The 16,776-nt window shown below is 74.8% G+C and carries 5 protein-coding genes; 2 read left to right on the top strand and 3 right to left on the bottom strand.

All coding sequences use genetic code 11. The features are described 5' to 3' along the window. Positions 1-145: 145 nt before the first annotated feature. Genes ACWCV3_RS19790 through ACWCV3_RS19800 form a run of 3 tightly spaced genes read right to left on the bottom strand, consistent with a single transcriptional unit; the run spans position 146 to position 14,821 of the window. Positions 146-7,363 (bottom strand): amino acid adenylation domain-containing protein, encoded by a 7,218-nt coding sequence (locus ACWCV3_RS19790; protein ID WP_451225530.1) that lies wholly within the window; start codon positions 7,361-7,363, stop codon positions 146-148. Then, on the bottom strand, positions 7,360-13,803 hold the full coding sequence (locus ACWCV3_RS19795; protein WP_451225533.1) for an amino acid adenylation domain-containing protein: 6,444 nt from the start codon (positions 13,801-13,803) through the stop codon (positions 7,360-7,362). Before ACWCV3_RS19795 ends, ACWCV3_RS19790 begins: the two co-directional genes overlap by 4 nt. Next, positions 13,790-14,821: a TauD/TfdA family dioxygenase gene (locus ACWCV3_RS19800; protein ID WP_451225536.1), complete on the bottom strand. Its 1,032-nt coding sequence runs from the start codon at positions 14,819-14,821 to the stop codon at positions 13,790-13,792. The genes ACWCV3_RS19795 and ACWCV3_RS19800 overlap by 14 nt, the downstream gene beginning before the upstream one ends. A gap of 191 nt (positions 14,822-15,012) precedes the next feature. On the opposite strand from ACWCV3_RS19800, the gene ACWCV3_RS19805 reads away from it, so the two are divergent. Together ACWCV3_RS19805 and ACWCV3_RS19810 are read left to right on the top strand one after the other, a co-directional pair. Next, complete coding sequence (locus tag ACWCV3_RS19805) at positions 15,013-15,231, top strand: MbtH family protein (protein WP_451225539.1); 219 nt, start codon at positions 15,013-15,015, stop codon at positions 15,229-15,231. Positions 15,232-15,405: 174 nt separating this feature from the next. Further along, on the top strand, positions 15,406-16,689 hold the full coding sequence (locus ACWCV3_RS19810; protein WP_451225542.1) for an MFS transporter: 1,284 nt from the start codon (positions 15,406-15,408) through the stop codon (positions 16,687-16,689). Positions 16,690-16,776: the final 87 nt, after the last annotated feature.

The following is a 16,776-nucleotide window of genomic DNA, read 5'->3' on the forward strand; positions in this document are numbered from 1 at the left end:
CGGCACTGGCGCGGGCCCCCCCGGCCGGGCCGTGGGGGGGCGGCCCCCCCCCCCCGGGGCCCGGCCGCGAGCGGGCCGGTCCCGGCCGGGGGGGGGGGGGGCGCCCAGCGCGCCCCCGCCCTCCCGGCCGTCCCGCCCGCCCGCGTCAGCCCGCGTCCTCCGTGCCTCCGCCGCCGAGGATGGCGGTGACGGCCTCGGCGAGCCGGCCGAGGTGCGGCGGCTTCAGCACGCCGAAGTGGTCACCGGGAATCCGGTGCAGCGTCACGCCCGCGGTGAGCTCGCGCCACCGGGCGAGGTACTCGGGAAACGACTGCCCGGAGGCCACCTCGTGCTCGCCGTCCGCCAGTTCGTCGCTGGCGATCAGGTGCAGCCGGCCCGGGTACGGGCGGTGCCGGTAGGTCAGGCACATCTCCATGACCTCGCGCCACATCTTCGCGGAGGGCAGCCAGACCTCGCCGGCGCCGTGTTCCGGCAGTGTGATCCCCACCTCCGGATCGACGTCGTCCACCAGGTGTTCGAGCAGCGCCAGGGCTTCCGCCCGCAGCGCCGAGGTGTCCTGCCCGGACGGCGCGGCGGCCAGCTCGGTCAGCTTCGCCACACAGCTCTCGATCAGCCAGTACTCCCGCCACAGCTCGATCCGCTCGTGGTTGTCCAGGCCCGGGTCGAGCAGGATGAAGGTGACCTCCTCGCCCTCGGCCGTGAGCCGGTGCGCCATCTCACTCGCGATGCCGCTGCCGCCGCACCAGCCGAACAACCGGTACGGCCCGTGCGGTGCCTCCGCCCGCAACTCGGCCAGGTAGCGCTCCGCCATCTGTTCCGTCGAGGGGACGGGGCCGTGCTCGGCCTGCAGGCCGGGCCAGCCGAAGGCCGCGACCGGCTGGTCGGAGTCGAGGTACGGGACCAGCGGGCGGTACCAGTGGGCGCTACCGCCCCCTGGGTGCACGCAGAACAGCGGCGGCCGGCTGCCCTCGCGCCGCAGCCAGAGCAGTGACCGGGCCGCCGGCGCGCCGGCCTCGGCGGCCGCGGCGAGCCCCGCCACGGTGGGGCGCTCCAGGAACGACCGGACGGTCAGTTCGATGCCGTGCCGTTCGCGCAGCAGGGCGATGATCCGCAAGATCGCCAGAGAGTGCCCGCCGAGGACGTGGAAGTCGTCGTCGGCACCGACCCGCTGCACACCGAGCACCTCGCTCCAGACCTCGGCAACGGCCCGCTCGGCGGGTGTGCGCGGGGCGGTGTGGGCCGATGTCGGTGCGGGCCCGGCGGGTTCGGGCAGCGCGGCCCGGTCGATCTTGCCGTTGGCGGTGAGCGGAAGGGCGGCCAGCTCCACCCAGGCGCCGGGCACCAGGTAGTCGGGCACCCGCCGCCGCAGCTGCTCGCGCAGCGCCGCGGCGTCCAGCGGACCGTGACCGGGTTCGAGGACGACATAGCCGGCCAGCCGCTTGTGGCCGTCCGGTCCCGGATGCACCGCGGCCGCCGCCGCCCTGACGGACGGGAGACCGCCGATCACGGCCTCCACCTCGGCGAGCTCGACCCGGTGGCCGCGGATCTTCACCTGGCCGTCGCCCCGGCCGATGAAGGACAGCGTGCCGTCGGCGTCGCGACGGGCGATGTCCCCGGTGCGGTACAGGCGCGCCCCGGGGACGGTCCCGGAGGGGTCCGGCACGAAGCGGTCCGCGGTCAGGTCGGGGCGGCCCAGGTAGCCACGGGCGAGTCCGGGGCCGCCGACCAGCAGTTCGCCGGGCACCCCGACCGGCACCGGGTCGAGGTCCTCGTCGACCACCAGCACCCGGGTGTCGGTGATCGGTGTGCCGATCGGCACGCCCCGGTCGGCGTCGGCCTCGGTCACTCCGCGCAGCGCGGTGCTGAAGGTGGTGCATTCCGTGGGGCCGTAGCCGTTGGTCAGCGCCACTCCGTGCGCCAGGGCGGTGCGTACGTGCGAGGGCGAGAGCGCGTCGCCGCCGGCGAGCACCTGCCGTACCTCGGCCAGCAGCTCCGGGCGGGTCTCCACCATGTGCTGGAACAGGCCGGCGGTGAGCCAGAGCAGCGTCACGCCGTGCCGGCGGACCACTTCGGCCAGCTCGTCGGCCGTGGTCGTCCCGGGCGGGCAGACGGCGAGCCGGGCGCCGTTGGCCAGCGCTCCCCACACCTCCAGCGTGGACGCGTCGAAGGCGAGCGGCGCGTGCAGCAGCAGCACCTGGTCCGGGTCGAGGTCGGCGTAGTTCGGGTCGTGCACCAGCCGGACGATGCCCCGGTGCGTGATCTGTACGCCCTTGGGCCGGCCGGTGGAGCCCGAGGTGTAGGTGACGTAGGCCAGGTTGTCGGGGACCGTGCCCGCCTCGACGGGGGTGGTGGGCAGCCCGTCGAGGACGGCCGACCCGGCGTCCAGGGGAACGCTGCTGAGGCCGGCGAACCCGGCCAGGCGGGCGGTGTCCTGCGGGCGGCACAGGACCACCCGGGCACGGACGTCGTCCAGGACGTAGCCGATGCGGGCGTCCGGGTAGCCGGGGTCGAGCGGTACGTAGTACCCGCCGGCCTTGAGGACGGCCAGCATGGCGACCACCGCCTCGATGCCGCGGTCCAGGCAGAGTGCGACCGGCTGCTCCGGGCCGATGCCGAGCCCGCGCAGCAGGTGGGCCAGCTGGTTGGAGCGGGCGTCGAGTTCCCGGTAGGTGAGCCGGCGCCGGCCGTCCTCCAGCGCGGTCGCGTCGGGGCGGCCGCGGGCGGCGAGCAGTTCGGGCACGCAGACCTCGGGCAGTGGCCGGCTGCCGGTCGGCGTCCCGCCGGTCTGCTCCAGGCCGGGAGCACGGAAGCCGCGCGGGTCCGCGTCGGCGTCGTCGGCCATCGCGGTGAGGACGCCCAGGAAGGCGTCGCCGATGGCGGCCAGCCGCTCTTCGCCGGCCCATCCGGGCCGGCAGGTCATCCGCAGCTCGCCCGGGAAGGTCCACACGTCGAGGGTGAACTCGTTCGGACTGTGGTCGTCGACCGTGCCGATGTCCGCGCGCTGCTCGTCGAGCACGTGGAAGTCCAGGTACGCGAAGACCACCTCGACGAGCGGTTCGCCGCTGCCCCATTCGCGCTGCATCGCGGGCAACGGGTAGCGCCGGTGCGGCCACAGCGCCAGTTCCTCGGCGAACACCGACCGCACCAGCTCGCGCCAGCTCGGCGCCCGCAGGTCGACGGCGAACGGCACCGTGTTGAGGTACATGCCGCGCACCCGGTCGCCGCCCGGCAGTTCGGGCCGGCCGTTGGTGACGGCGCCGGCGAAGAACCGGTGCTGGCCGCTGATCAGGCCGAGCACCTTCAGGTGGGCGGTGTACAGGACGCTCTTGAGGGACGTCTGGGTGTCGGCGGCGAGCCGGCGCAGCCGTGTCTCCAGGTGCGCCCAGGGCAGCCGTACCTCGGGGGCCGGCGAGTCCGCCTCGGCGAGGGCGCTGTCGGCGGGCAGCCGGAGCCGCTCGTGGCCGGTGATCCGCTCCCGCCAGAACTCCCGGTCCGCCGGCGAGGCCAGGGCTCGCCTCTCCAGCTTGACGAAGTCGGCGTAGCGGACCCGCGGCGGGGCCGCGGGCGGGGTGGCGGCGCCCCGCGACAGCTCGCGGTAGAGGGTTCGCAGCTCGCCGATGACCGAGTGGTGGCTCCAGCCGTCCAGGATGGCGTGGCACTCGACGTGGGTCAGCAGCCACTCGCGGTCGCCGACCAGGTGGGCGTGGTACCGCAGCAGCGGGGCGCGGCCCGTGTCGAAGGGGGTGCGCTGGGCCTCGGCGCGGAAGTCCCGCACCCGCGCCCGCTGTTCCTCGGCCGGCAGACCGCGCAGGTCGGTGACACCGGTCGCCACCTCCAGGCCGTCGGCGGGGTGCACGAGCTGGAGCGGTTCGGAGTACCCGGTGAGGTCGAAGGAGGTACGGAGGATCTCGTGCCGCTCGATCAGCAGGCGGACCGCGCCGGTGAACGCCTCGGCGGAGAACGGGCCGTCGTCCAGGATCTGGAAGGTGCTGACGTTGAGATAGGTGTTGCGCTCGGGGTCGGCGAGCATCTCGTAGACCATGCCCACCTGGACCTGGCCCATGGGGTAGGCGTCGGCCAGTCCCTCCGGGAGCCGGTCCCGGTCGCCCGGGGTGAGCAGCTCGAACCGGCCGGTCAGGGTGGTCTCCTGCGGCTCGGCCGCCGGCCGGGCGGCCGCCACCGGGGCCAGTTCGGCGACGGTCTGCCGGGCGAAGACGTCCTGCACGGTGAGGGCGAGCCCCTGGTCGCGCAGGGCTCCGACGGCCCGGATGGCTCGCATGGAGTCTCCGCCGAGCTGGAAGAAGCCGTCGTGCACCCCGACCTCGTCGACGCCCAGGGCGGTGGCGAAGGCGTCCGCGAGGGTCCGCTCGATCGCCGTGCTCGGGGCGGTGAACGCGCCGACGAGGCCGGAGCGTGTCCGGTCGGGTGCGGGCAGCGCCGCGCGGTCGGTCTTGCCGCTGGGCGTCAGGGGCAGCGTCTCCAGCAGGGTCCAGTGCACGGGCCGCATGTGTTCCGGCAGCCGCCCGCGCAGGTGCTCGCGGGCCGCCTCGACGTCGGCCGAGGGCGGCACCAGGTATCCCACGAGCTGCTCGTCGTGCACGGCGACGGCCGCGGCCGCGACGCCGGGTGCCTCGGCCAGCACCGCCTCGATCTCGCCGAGTTCGACCCGCTGGCCGCGGATCTTCACCTGGTGGTCGAGCCGGCCCAGGTACTCGATGGCGCCGTCCGCGCGGTACCGGGCCAGGTCGCCGGTGCGGTACAGCCGGCCGCCGGGTCCGGTGGCGAAGGGGTCGGGCACGAAGCGGTCGGCGGTGAGCGCCGGACGGTTCAGGTAGCCGCGGGCGAGCTGGACGCCGCCGAGCAGGAGTTCGCCCGGCACGCCGATCGGCACCGGCCGCAGGGCGTCGTCCAGGATGTAGGTGCGGGTGTTGGCGATGGGGCGGCCGATGGTGACGGGCAGGCCCGGTTCGCACCGGGTCGCGGTGACGTCCACGGCGGCCTCGGTCGGTCCGTACAGGTTGTGCAGCTCGCAGCCGATCCGCTCGTGCACGGCGGTGACCAGGTCGGCGGGGAGCGCCTCGCCGCTGCACACCATGCGGCGCAGCGAGGGCAGGGCCGGCGGCGGCCCGGCGAGGAAGGCCCGCAGCATCGACGGTACGAAGTGGACGGTGGTGATGGCCTCGGTGCCGATCAGATCGGCCAGGTAGGCCGGGTCGCGGTGGCCGCCGGGGCGGGCGAGCACCAGGGTGGCGCCGGTGATCAGCGGCCAGAAGAACTCCCACACCGAGACGTCGAAACTGTGGGGCGTCTTCTGCAGCACCCGGTCGTCGGCGCCGAGACCGTAGGTCTCCTGCATCCAGTGCAGCCGGTTGACGATGGCCCGGTGCTCGATCAGCACGCCCTTGGGGCGGCCGGTGGAGCCCGACGTGTAGATCAGGTACGCCGGGTGCTCGGGTGCCGCCGCGACGGCCGGGTGATGGGCCCGGGCACGGGTGATGTCCGCGGTGATGTCGACCAGGTGCGGCGCGCGGTCGCGCACCAGGGGGGCGAGTCCGGGGTCGGTGATCACGGCTCGGGCGCCGGAGTCCTCCAGCATGAAGGCGAGCCGGTCGGCCGGGTAGTCCGGGTCGAGCGGCAGGTAGGCGCCGCCGGCCTTGAGCACCGCCAGCAGCGCCACCACGAGGTCGGTGCCCCGGTGCAGGCAGACGCCGACCACGGACTCGGGTCCGACCCCGAGGGTGCGCAGGTGGTGGGCGAGCAGACCGGCCCGCTCGTCCAGGTCCCGGTAGTCGAGGCCGGCGCCCTCGAAGCGCACCGCCTCGGCGTCGGGGGTGCGGGCGGCCTGGTCCTCGAACAACTCTGTGAGGGTGGCGGCCGGGTAGGGCCGACCGGTCGCGTTCCAGTCGACGAGCTGGCGGTCGCGCTCCGCCGCGGGCAGGATCTCCAGTTCCTCCACCGGGGTGCCGGGCGAGGCGACCGCGCTCTCCAGTAGGCGGGTGAACTGCGCGGCGAACCGTTCGGCCGTCGCCGGGTCGAACAGCGCCGAGGCGTAGTTGACGCCGCCGGACAGCGAGCCGTCCGGCTGCTCGGCGAGCCCCACGGTGAGGTCGAACTTGGCGGTGCTCTCGCCGACCGGCAGCCGCTCGGCCGTCAGCGGGCCCATCGGCGTCGGCGCCGGCGAACCGGCCGCGTCCTGCCACAGCAGCATGGAGGAGAACAGCGGCGTGCGGGACGGGTCCCGCTCCGGTGCCAGCTCCTCGACCAGCCGCTCGAAAGGCAACTCCTGGTGGGCGTAGGCGTCGAGGGCGCGTTCGCGGACCTGTCGCACCAGGTCCGCGAACGACGGCGCCCCGGTCAGGTCGACACGCAGCACCAGCGTGTTGAGGAAGAGGCCGACCACGTCCTCGAGCTGCGCGCGGTCGCGCCCTGCCACCGGGAAGCCGACGGCGACGTCGCGCCGGCCGCTCCAGCGGCCGAGCAGGACGGCGTGCGCGGCCAGCAGGGCCATGAAGGGGGTGGCGCCGTGCTCCCGCGCGAGCGCCGTCAGCCGCCGGGCGGTGTCGGCCGGCACGGCGAGCGGCGCGAGCCCGCCCGCCGAGTCGCGTACGGCGCGACGGGGACGGTCGGTGGGCAGTTCCAGGGGCGGCAGCCCGGCCAGCCGCTCGCGCCAGTGGTCCAGCGGGCGGCGCAGCTCCGCACCGGAGAGCCGTTCGCGCTGCCAGAGGGCGAAGTCGGCGTACTGCACCTGCGGTTCGGGCGAGCTGGTGGGGCGCCCGGCGACCGCGTCCGCGTAGCGTTCCGCGAGTTCGCGGACCAGGACGTCCTCGGACCGCCCGTCGCAGGCGATGTGGTGGACGGTGAGCAGGAGGACGTGTTCCCGCTCCGCCGTCCGGGCCAGCACGGCGGAGAACACCGGGCCCTCGGCGAGGTCGACGGGCCGGCGCGCGCCGGTGGCCAGGGCGGCGATCCGGGCGTCCGCGGCCGCCCGGTCGAGTGCGCCGAGGTCCTCCTCGACGAGGGGGACCCTCCCCGGCTCGTCGACGATCTGCACGGGTTCGCCGTCGGCCACCGGATAGCGGGTCCGCAGCACCTCGTGCCGGTGGAGGATCCCGTCCAGCGCGGTGCGCAGCGCGGCCCGGTCGAGAGGGCCGCGCAGCCTGAGCGCCACGGTCATCAGGTACTCGGTGCCGCCGGGCTGGAGCCGGTCGAGGATCCACAGGCGGCGCTGGGCGAAGGAGAGCGGGAGCGGGCCGCCGCGCGTCGCGCGGGCGATGCCGTCCGCCGGGACGGGGGCGGCCCGTCCGGCGAGGCGCAGGCGGAGCAGTTCCTGCCTCAGTCGCGCGCGGTCCCTGGTGTCGGTCATCGCAGGCCTTCCTCGGCGAGCAGACCCGCCACTTCTTGGTCGGAGAGGGCGGCGACGTCGGCCTCCACGGCCTCGGACACCGCCTGGGAGAGCCGGGCCATGGTGGTGGCCTCGAACAGCAGGCGCAGGGGCAGCTCGACGGCGAACGTCTCGCGGAGCCGGGCCAGCACCCGGGTGGCGAGCAGCGAGTGCCCGCCCAGGGCGAAGAAGTCGTCGTGGGCGCCGATCCGTTCCTGGCCCAGAACCTCGGACCAGATCGCGGCGACGGCCTCCTCGGCGGGGTCGCGCGGGGCGAGGTGCTCGCGGGCGCCGCCGGTCAGGGCGGCCGAGGCGTCCGGCAGGGCCTTGCGGTCGATCTTCTTGCTGGCCGTCAGCGGGAACGCGTCGAGCGGCACCCACACGGAGGGGATCATGTACTCGGGCAGGAGCGCGCCCAGGTGTGCGCGCAGCTCGGCCACGTCGGGCATCGGGCTGCCGGGACGCGCCACCAGGTAGGCGGCCAGCCGGCGTTCACCGGGAGCCGTCTGCGGGGCGGTGACCACCGCCTCCTGGAGGGCGGGGTGCCGGGCGAGTGCCGTCTCGATCTCGCCGAGTTCGATGCGCAGGCCGCGGACCTTGACCTGGTGGTCGATCCGGCCGAGGAACTCGATGGTGCCGTCGGGGCGGTGGCGGGTCAGGTCGCCGGTGCGGTAGAGCCGCCCGCCGGGCTCGGTGGCGAAGGGGTCGGGCACGAACCGCTCCGCGGTGAGGTCCGGCCGCCGGTGGTAGCCGCGGGCCAGCCGGACGCCGCCGAGGTACAGCTCGCCGGGGACACCGACGGGGACGGGCCGCAGGTCCGCGTCCAGGATGTGGGCCCGGGTGCCGGGCACGGGCCGGCCGAGCGGCAGGGCACCGGCGGCGTCGCCCTCCGCGGGCGCCTGGGGGACGGGGTGCAGCAGGCAGGTGACGGTGGCCTCGGTCGGCCCGTAGTTGCACAGGAAGCGGGCGGGCAGGCCGGTTTCGGACCAGCGCCGCGCGTCCAGGCCGGTGACCACGTCGCTGCCGACGTTCATCAGCTTCAGCGAGTCCAGCAGGTGCAGGTCGGGCGACTCCAGGACGGCCCGGTAGTAGGACGGGGTGATCTCCAGGACGGTGACGCCGTGTTCGGCGAGCCGGGCGGGCAGTTCGTCCGGGGTCCAGAACACCGGGTCGGCGACGACGACGGTGGCGCCGGCCACCAGGGTGGCCGCGATCTGGTCCATCGCCACGTCGAAGGTGAGGGCGGACAGCAGTGCCACCCGTTCGCCGGGGACGATGCCGTACGCGTCGGCGATCACCCGGCAGTGGTGGGCGTACGCACGGTGCTCGATCATCACGCCCTTGGGGCGGCCGGTCGAGCCGGAGGTGTAGATGACGTAGGCGAGGTTGCGCGGCAGGGCAGGGACGGGCTCCGGGTACGCGAGGTCCGGGCCGGGTTCGTTCCGGGCGTCGGCGTCGGCCAGGACCACCCGGTGGGCTCCGGTCAGGCGGCCGGCGAACGCGCGGGTGGTGACGACGAGTTCCGGGCCGGCGTCGGCGAGCATGAGCTCCAGCCGCTCGGCGGGGTGCCCGGGGTCGAACGGCACGTAGACGCCGCCGGCCTTCAGTACGGCGAGCAGGACCACCACCGCCTCGACGCCGCGCTCCAGGCAGGAGCCGACGACCGTCTCCGCGGTGACCCCGAGGGAGCGCAGGCGGGCGGCGAACCGGTCGGAGAGCGCGTCGAGTTCGGAGTAGCTGACCTGCTGGTCACCGAAGACCACGGCGATGGCGTCCGGCGCCCGCCGGACCTGCCGGGCGAACAGCTCCGGTACGCACAGCCCGCGTTCGTCGGCCGGGTCGAGCACGGCGACCCGTGCGGACTCCGGGTCGGCCCAGGTGGTGAGGGCGCGCCGCCGCTCGTCCTCGGTGAGCATGCGGAGGTCGCCGATCCGCGCGTCGGGTGCGGCGGTGGCACTGCCGATCAGGGTCAGGTAGTGGCCTGCCATCCGTTCGACGGTCTCCCGGTCGAAGAGCGCGGTCGCGTACTCGAACCAGCAGTACATGCGCCCGTCGCGCTCCTTGACGGTCACGGTGAGGTCGAACTTGGCGGTCTCCAGTCCGGCCCGGACCGGTTCCACGGCGACCGCGCCGAGCCGGTCGGGGACGCCTGCCAGGTGCTGGTGCTCGAACATGATCTGGAACAGCGGGTTGCGGGAGAGGTCCCGCTCCGGTTGCAGCGCGTCGACGAGGTGCTCGAACGGTACGTCCTGGTGGGCGAAGGCGTCGAGCACCGTGCGGCGGACCTGCTCCAGCAGCTCGCCGAAGGCCGGGTTGCAGCCGAGGTCGCTGCGGATCACCAGGTTGTTGGTGAAGAACCCGACCAGGTCCTCCGTCTCCTGGCGGGTCCGGCCGGCGACCGGGGTCCCCACCGCGAGGTCGTCGCGGCCGGTCCAGCGCCGCATCAGCACCTGGAACGCGGCGAGCATCACCATGAACGGGGTCGCGCCGTACCGGCCGGCCAGTTCGGTGACGGCCCGGGCCACCTCCGGCGCGACCTCGACGACGACGTTGTCGCCGCGGGCGTCGCGGACCGCCGAGCGGACCCGGTCGGTGGGCAGTTCGAGGGGTGTGAGTCCTTCCAGGCGGTCGCGCCAGTAGGCGAGTTGGTGGTCCAGCCGGCCGGCCCGCTGCTGCTCGCGCTGCCACACCGCGAAGTCGGCGTAGCGCACCGGCTGCGGGGCGAGCGGTGACGGATCGCCCGCGGCGAAGGCCCGGTAGGCGAGGTCGAGGTCGCGCAGGTAGACGTTGGTCGACCAGGCGTCGAAGGCGATGTGGTGCAGGGTCAGCACGAGGAGGTGGTCCTCGGGGGCGGTGCGGATCAGGGTCGCCCGCAGCGGGTGTCCGTGTTCGAGGTCGAACGGCCGGCGGGCCAGCTCGTCCACCAGGGCTCGGGCCCGTGGCTCGGCGTCGGGGGCGCCCGTCAGGTCGGTCCGGGTGAAGTCCACCGGCCCGGCGGGGTCGACGACCTGGACGGGCTCGCCGCCCTCGGAGCGGTACCTGGTCCGCAGGATCTCGTGCCGTGCGGACAGGGCGTCCAGCGCGTGGCGCAGCGCGACGGTGTCGAGCGGTCCGGTCAGCCGCAGCGCCAGCGGGACGACGTATTCGTGGGTCCCGGGCTCCAGCTGGTCGAGGAACCACATCCGCTGCTGGCCGAACGAGAGCGGCAGCGGGCGGTCCCGGCCCGCGGGCCGGACGGCGTCCGGAACGGTGCCCGGGGCGGCCTCGGCGCCGGCCTCGGTGAGCCGGGCGGCCAGCGCGGCCACCGTCCGCGCCTGGAACAGCTCGCCGACGGTCAGTTCGGTACCGAAGGCGCGCCGCAGCCGCAGCACGAGCCTGATCGCGAGCAGGGAGTGGCCGCCCAGCAGGAAGAAGTCGTCCTGGGCGGCGACCCGTTCGACGCCGAGGACCTCGGCCATCAGCGCGGCGACGGCCTCCTCCGCGGGGGTGCGCGGGGCCTGCCGGTCCTTGGCGGCGGGCCGGCCGGGCTCGGCGGCGGCCGGCAGCCGGCGGCGGTCCACCTTTCCGTTCGGTGTGAGGGGGAGCTCGGCGAGTTCGACGACGGCGGACGGCAGCATCGCCTCCGGCAGCGTGGCGGCCAGGTGGACTCGCAGCGCCTCCGGATCGATCCGCTCCCCCGCGGCGGGCACCGCGTACGCGGTCAGCCGCGCGTCGCCCGCGTCGGACCGCTGCACGGCCACGACGGCGGCGGCCACCGACGGATGGGCCGACAGCAGGACCTCGATCTCGCCGGGCTCGATCCGCACTCCGCCGATCTTGACCTGGTCGTCGACGCGTCCCACGTACTCCAGCGCGCCGTCCGCGCGGCGCCGCACCAGATCGCCGGTGCGGTACCGGCGCGCGCCGGGCACGGCCGCGTCCGGGTCGGGGACGAACCGGTCCGCGGTGAGGTCGCCCCGGCCCGCGTACCCGCGGGCGAGTCCGAGGCCGCCGACGTGCAGCTCGCCGGTCACCCCGACGGGTACCTGACGGCCCTCGGTGTCCACCACGTAGGTGCGCACGTTGGGCAGCGGCAGACCGATGGGCACCAGGTCGCCGGGCTCGTCCGGGTCGAAGTGCCAGGCGGTGGAGTCCACGGCGCACTCGGTGGGGCCGTAGGTGTTGACGACCTCGGCGTCGAGGGTGCGGCGCAGCCGGTCGGCCAGGCCGGCGGGCAGCGGCTCGCCCGCCGAGCACAGCAGGCGCAGTGAGGCGCAGTCGGCGAGGGTCGGCTCCTCCAGCAGCAGGCGCAGCATCGAGGGCACGCCTTGCAGCACGGTGACCCGGTGGTCGGCCACGGCACGGGCCATCACCGCCGGGTCGCGGTGGGCGTCCTGGGGGCCCGTCACCACCGCGGCCCCGCACACCAGCGGGGAGAGGAACTCCCACAGGGCGGCGTCGAAACCTATGGTGGTCTTCTGCAGCACCCGGTCGCCGGGGCCCAGGCCGTAGCGCTCCACCGACCAGAGCACGCGGTTGCGGATCGCGGCTTCGGGTACGACGACCCCTTTGGGCCGGCCGGTCGAGCCGGAGGTGTACATCACGTACGCGGCCCGGGTGCCGACCGCGCCCTCCGGTTCGAGGGGCGGCGCCTGCTCGGACTCCGGCGGCCGGACGGCGTCGAGGACAAGGGTGTTCGGGTGGGCCGGCAGTAGCCCGGACAGCGCCTCCTCGGTGACCAGCAGGGTCACTTCGGCGTCGCCGACCACGTGGGCCAGCCGCTCCGCCGGGTGTTCCGGGGCCAGCGGCACGTACACGCCGCCCGCGGTGAGCACGGCGAGGACGGTGGCGACCAGGTCGGTGCCGCGGTGCAGCGCGACGCCCACCGCGCTCTCCGGGCCGACGCCGCGCGAGCGCAGCAGTCCGGCCAGCCGCCGCACCCGGTCGGCGAGGTCGGCGTAGCGGGTCTCCCGCTCGCCGGACACCACGGCCACCGCGTCCGGGGTGGCCAGGGCCTGGGCGAAGAAGAGTTCGGCGAGCGACTGCTGCGGCCGCTCGGTCTCGGTGCGGTTCCAGCGCTCGAAGGCCGCCAGTTGCTCGGCGGGGACGGTTTCCAACGCGTCTGCGGGGGCGTCCGGGTGCTCCGCGATGCCGGAGAGCAGCCGCAGCAGGCTCGCCGCCATCCGCTCGATCCGCGCGCGGTCGAACAGCGCGGTGGGGAAGACGAGCCGGCCCGCGATCGAGCCGTCCGGGAGTTCGGACAGGTGCAGCGACAGGTCGAAGGCGGAGTGATCGGTGGCCGGCTCGACCTTGGCGACGTCGAGTCCGGGCAGCCGCAGCGGGCGGCGCTCGGCGTTGTGCAGCGCGAAGCCGACCTGGAACACCGGGTTGCGGGAGAAGTCCCGCTCGGGCGCGAGGTCGGCCACCACCCAGCCGAACGGCACGTCCTGGTGCTCGTAGGCGTCCAGGGTGGTCTCCCGGACCCGCGCCAGCAGGTCGAGGAAGGAGCCGTGGCCGGACAGGTCGGAGCGCAGCACCACGGTGTTGAGGAACAGGCCGACCAGCGGCTCCAGTTCGACCTCGTCGCGGTCCGAGACGGACACCCCGACCGCCACGTCGGTGCGGCCGGACCAGCGCGCGAGCAACAGCTGGAACGCGGCCAGGTGCACCATGAACGGGGTCGCGCCCGCGTCCCGGCCGAGCATCGCCAGCCGCCCGGCCAGCTCCCCCGGCACCGTGAACGGGACGCTGTCCCCGGCCGGTTCCCACTGCGCCGGGCGCCGGCGGTCGGCGGGCAGCTCCAGCGGCTCCAGGCCCGCCAGCCGCTCCCGCCAGTAGGCGCGCCGCTGCTCGGCCCGCGCGGGTGCGGCCGCCCAGGTGTCGCGCTGCCACTGCGCGAAGTCCGCGTACTGCACCGGTACCGGGTCGAGCGGTGACGGCCGGCCGGCCGCGAACGCGGCGCACAGCTCGTGCAGTTCCCGGGCGAGAACACCCCAGGACCATCCGTCGAAGGCGATGTGGTGGACCGTCACCAGCAGGGCGGCGTCCTCATCGGCGAACCGGACCAGGGTCAGCCGCCAGGGGGCCTCGGTGCGGAGGTCGATCGGCGTGCGCAGCTCGACCGCGTGCAGTTCACGCACGCGCGCCTCGCGGTCCGCCGGCGCCGTGCCCGTCAGGTCCACCCGGACGAGCCGCACGGGACCGGGCTCGGCCACGAACTGCGCGCCGGCGCCCTGCGCGCTGCCGTAGCGGGTGCGCAGCACCTCGTGCCGTGCCGAGATCTCGGTGAACGCCGCCTCCAGCACCCGCGTGTCGAGCGGGCCGCGGATGCGGAACGCCTCGCACATCAGGTACTCGGTGGAGGCACCGGAGCGGAGCTGGTCGAGGAACCAGAGCTGTTCCTGGGCGTACGAGAGCGGCAGGCCGCTGTCATCGGCGGACATCGGTCACCTCCGGGTACGCGGCGGACCGCACGGCCGCCGAGAAGGGTTCGGCCATCGCCACGGCGATCCGGCGCTGTCCGGTGAACGGCTCGCGGGCGTGCGCCGACAGCATGTTGTCCACGAGGAGCACGTCGTCCCGCTGCCAGTCGAAGCGCCGCTGTTCGGCGCGGTAGCAGGCCCGCAGGTGTGCGACGACCTCGTCCGGGATCGGCCGCCCGTCGCCGTAGTAGGTGTTGGTCGGCAGCTGCGCGTCGTCGTACATCTCCCGCAGCGCGCCGCACACCTCCTCGGCCAGCGTGGTCACGTGGAAGAAGGTGAGGTGGTTGAACCAGACCGTCTCGCCGGTCACCGGGTGCCGGTGCACGGCCCGGCGGCGCGCACGGGTGCGCAGGCCGTTCGCCGTCCACTCGGTCTCGACGCCGCTGCGGGCGCAGTACGCCTCGACCTCGCCGCGGTCGCCCGTGCCGAAGGCCTGCTGCCACGGCACGCCGAAGCCGTCGGAGAAGTTGCGCACCACCATCCAGTCCCGGGCGGCGAACTCCTCCCGGACGGACGGGTCGATCGCCTGGTACACCCGGCGGGTGTCGGCGAGCGGGGTCGCGCCCAGGGTGTCCGGCGGCTGCACGCAGTGGAAGAAGAGGTTCAGCGGCCAGTCCGCCTGGTAGGAGTTCTCGTTGTGGAGGAAGATCTCCTCGTCCGGCGGATAGTCGGTCGAGGTGTACACCTGCCCCTTGATGGTGCTCCGCGGCGAGGACCGCTCCGCGTAGGGCAGCGGCGTGCCGGACACCGCCCGGACCGCGGCCTCGAAGCCGTCCACGCCGCCGACGTCGAAGCCGCGCAGCAGCACCGCGCCGTGTTCGAGCAGCCGGCCGCGGATGAGCGGTCGGGCGGCCGACAGGTATGCGGACAGGGGCGTACCGGGGGACTCGGCGGACAGCGTCAGGGGCAGCGCGGAGCTCGCGTCGCGCTCCTGGGCGCGCTCGGGCGGCGCGGTCCGGATGGAGGGGTTCGCAGTCATGCGCCTCAGCGTCGCTGCCGGGCCGTCGCCGCTCCGAGAGAACAACCGGCAGTCACGTCGGCAGCGTCGGCGCCACGGTGACTGCGCCTCCTTCTCTGGGGTCGAAGGGCGCCGTTGCGGCAGGCTCTGCGGCGCCGCCAACGGTCACGTGAGGTTCGTGACGCGGCAGTTCACCCGAGGGAGGGCCCGCCGTGGCCGAGGAAGACACCGACGAGCGCACCTACCGCGTCGTCCGCAACGACGAGGAGCAGTACTCCGTCTGGCTCGCCGACCGCGAGCTGCCGCCCGGCTGGCACGCCGAGGGCACCGAGGGCAGCCGGAGCGAGTGCCTGGCCCACATCGGCACCGTCTGGACCGACATGCGACCGCTCAGTCTGCGGCGGCAGATGGAGGGGGCTGCGCGCGGCTAGCGCCTGACCGGCGGACCAGGTCGGAGAGAACAGCGGTGCCTTGCAGCCCGGGTGAGTGGGGTCCGGTGCGTTCGGCTGCGAGGCGGAGGAGGGCGTGCCGGACCCCGCGTCTCGGACACGATCCGCCGGATCAGGCCCTGGCGTCCGGCCCGGGCCGGACTTGGAGTGTGACAGATGACGAGCCCCGACACGAGGGAGCAGGCGGAGCCACGGCCGCCGGACCCGCCGGACGCGGCCACCGCCGGCCCGGTGGTGCCGCTGCACCGCAACCGCGACTTCCTGCTGCTGTGGGGCGGGTCGGCGGTCTCCCTGCTCGGGTCGACGGCCACCACGATCGCCTACCCGCTGCTGGTCCTGGCCATCACCGGCTCACCGTTCGCCGCCGGCCTGGCCGGATTCGTGGCGCTGCTGCCCGCGCTGCTCCTCCCGTTGCCGGCCGGCGCCCTGGTGGACCGCTGGCCGCGCCGGCGGCTGATGATCTGGTGCGACGCGCTGCGCGCGCTCGGCGCGGCGGCCGTCGCGGTCGCCGCCGCCCTCGACGTCCTGGGCCTGCCGCTGGTGCTGGCCGTGAGCTTCATCGAGGGCGCGCTCACCGTGTTCCACGGGCTCGCCGCGCACGCCGCCGTCCCCAACGTGGTACCCAGGAGCCAGCTCTCGCTGGCCCTGTCCCGCAATGAGGCACGGGGGCGGGCCGCCGTGATGCTCGGGACACCGCTCGGCGGTGTGCTGTTCGGTCTCGGCCGGGCCGTCCCGTTCCTGGCGGACGCGCTGAGCTACCTGGTCTCGCTGACCGGACTGCTCTTCATCCGCCAGGAGTTCGAGGCCGAGCGGTCGGCCCACGCCGGCAGCATGGGCGAGCAGGTCCGCGAGGGCCTGGGGTGGCTGTGGCGACAGCCCTTCCTGCGCACCACCACCCTGCTGGTGGCGGGGAGCAACCTGATGTTCCGGGCGCTGTTTCTGGTCACCATCGTGCTGGCCACCGACGTCGGCGCGTCCTCGGCGGGGGTGGGCCTGATGGTCGGCGTCGCGGGGGGCGGGGGTGTCCTCGGCTCGCTGGCGGCGCCGTGGTTCGCCCGCCGGGTCCCACTGGGCGCCCTGGTGATCGGGGCGAACTGGGCGTGGGCGGTGCTGATGGCCGTGATCGCCTTCAGCCGCGACCCGTTCACGCTCGCCGCCGCCTACGCCGCGATGTGGTTCGTCGGACCGCTGTGGAACGTGGCGCTCGGCAGCTACCAACTGGGCATCACCCCGGACCGGTTGCGCGGCCGGGTACTCGCGGCGATGACCACGCTGTCCAACGGGGCGCTGCCGGTCGGCTCGCTGCTCGGCGGTCTGCTGCTCGACTCGGCCGGCGCGCGGACCGCCGCGCTGGCCCTGGCGGGCTGGATGGTGCTGATCGCAGGCACCGCGTCCCTCGCCCGCTCCGTGCGCGCCACGCCCGGCGCGCCGGCGCGGTGACCCTCCGGGCCCCGGCCCTGCCTCGGCTCACGCCCGCACCGCACCCGTCCGGGCGGCGGCCGCCGCACCACCCCTCGATCCAGTGCT

The organism is Streptomyces sp. NPDC001781 (assembly GCF_053596035.1).

What these genes read in the sequence shown, in the direction of transcription:
- ACWCV3_RS19800 (WP_451225536.1), bottom strand. Translation starts at nt 14,821, where the DNA reads ATGACTGCGAACCCCTCCATCCGGACCGCGCCGCCCGAGCGCGCCCAG.
- ACWCV3_RS19790 (WP_451225530.1), bottom strand. Translation starts at nt 7,363, where the DNA reads ATGACCGACACCAGGGACCGCGCGCGACTGAGGCAGGAACTGCTCCGC.
- ACWCV3_RS19810 (WP_451225542.1), top strand. Translation starts at nt 15,406, where the DNA reads ATGACGAGCCCCGACACGAGGGAGCAGGCGGAGCCACGGCCGCCGGAC.
- ACWCV3_RS19795 (WP_451225533.1), bottom strand. Translation starts at nt 13,803, where the DNA reads ATGTCCGCCGATGACAGCGGCCTGCCGCTCTCGTACGCCCAGGAACAG.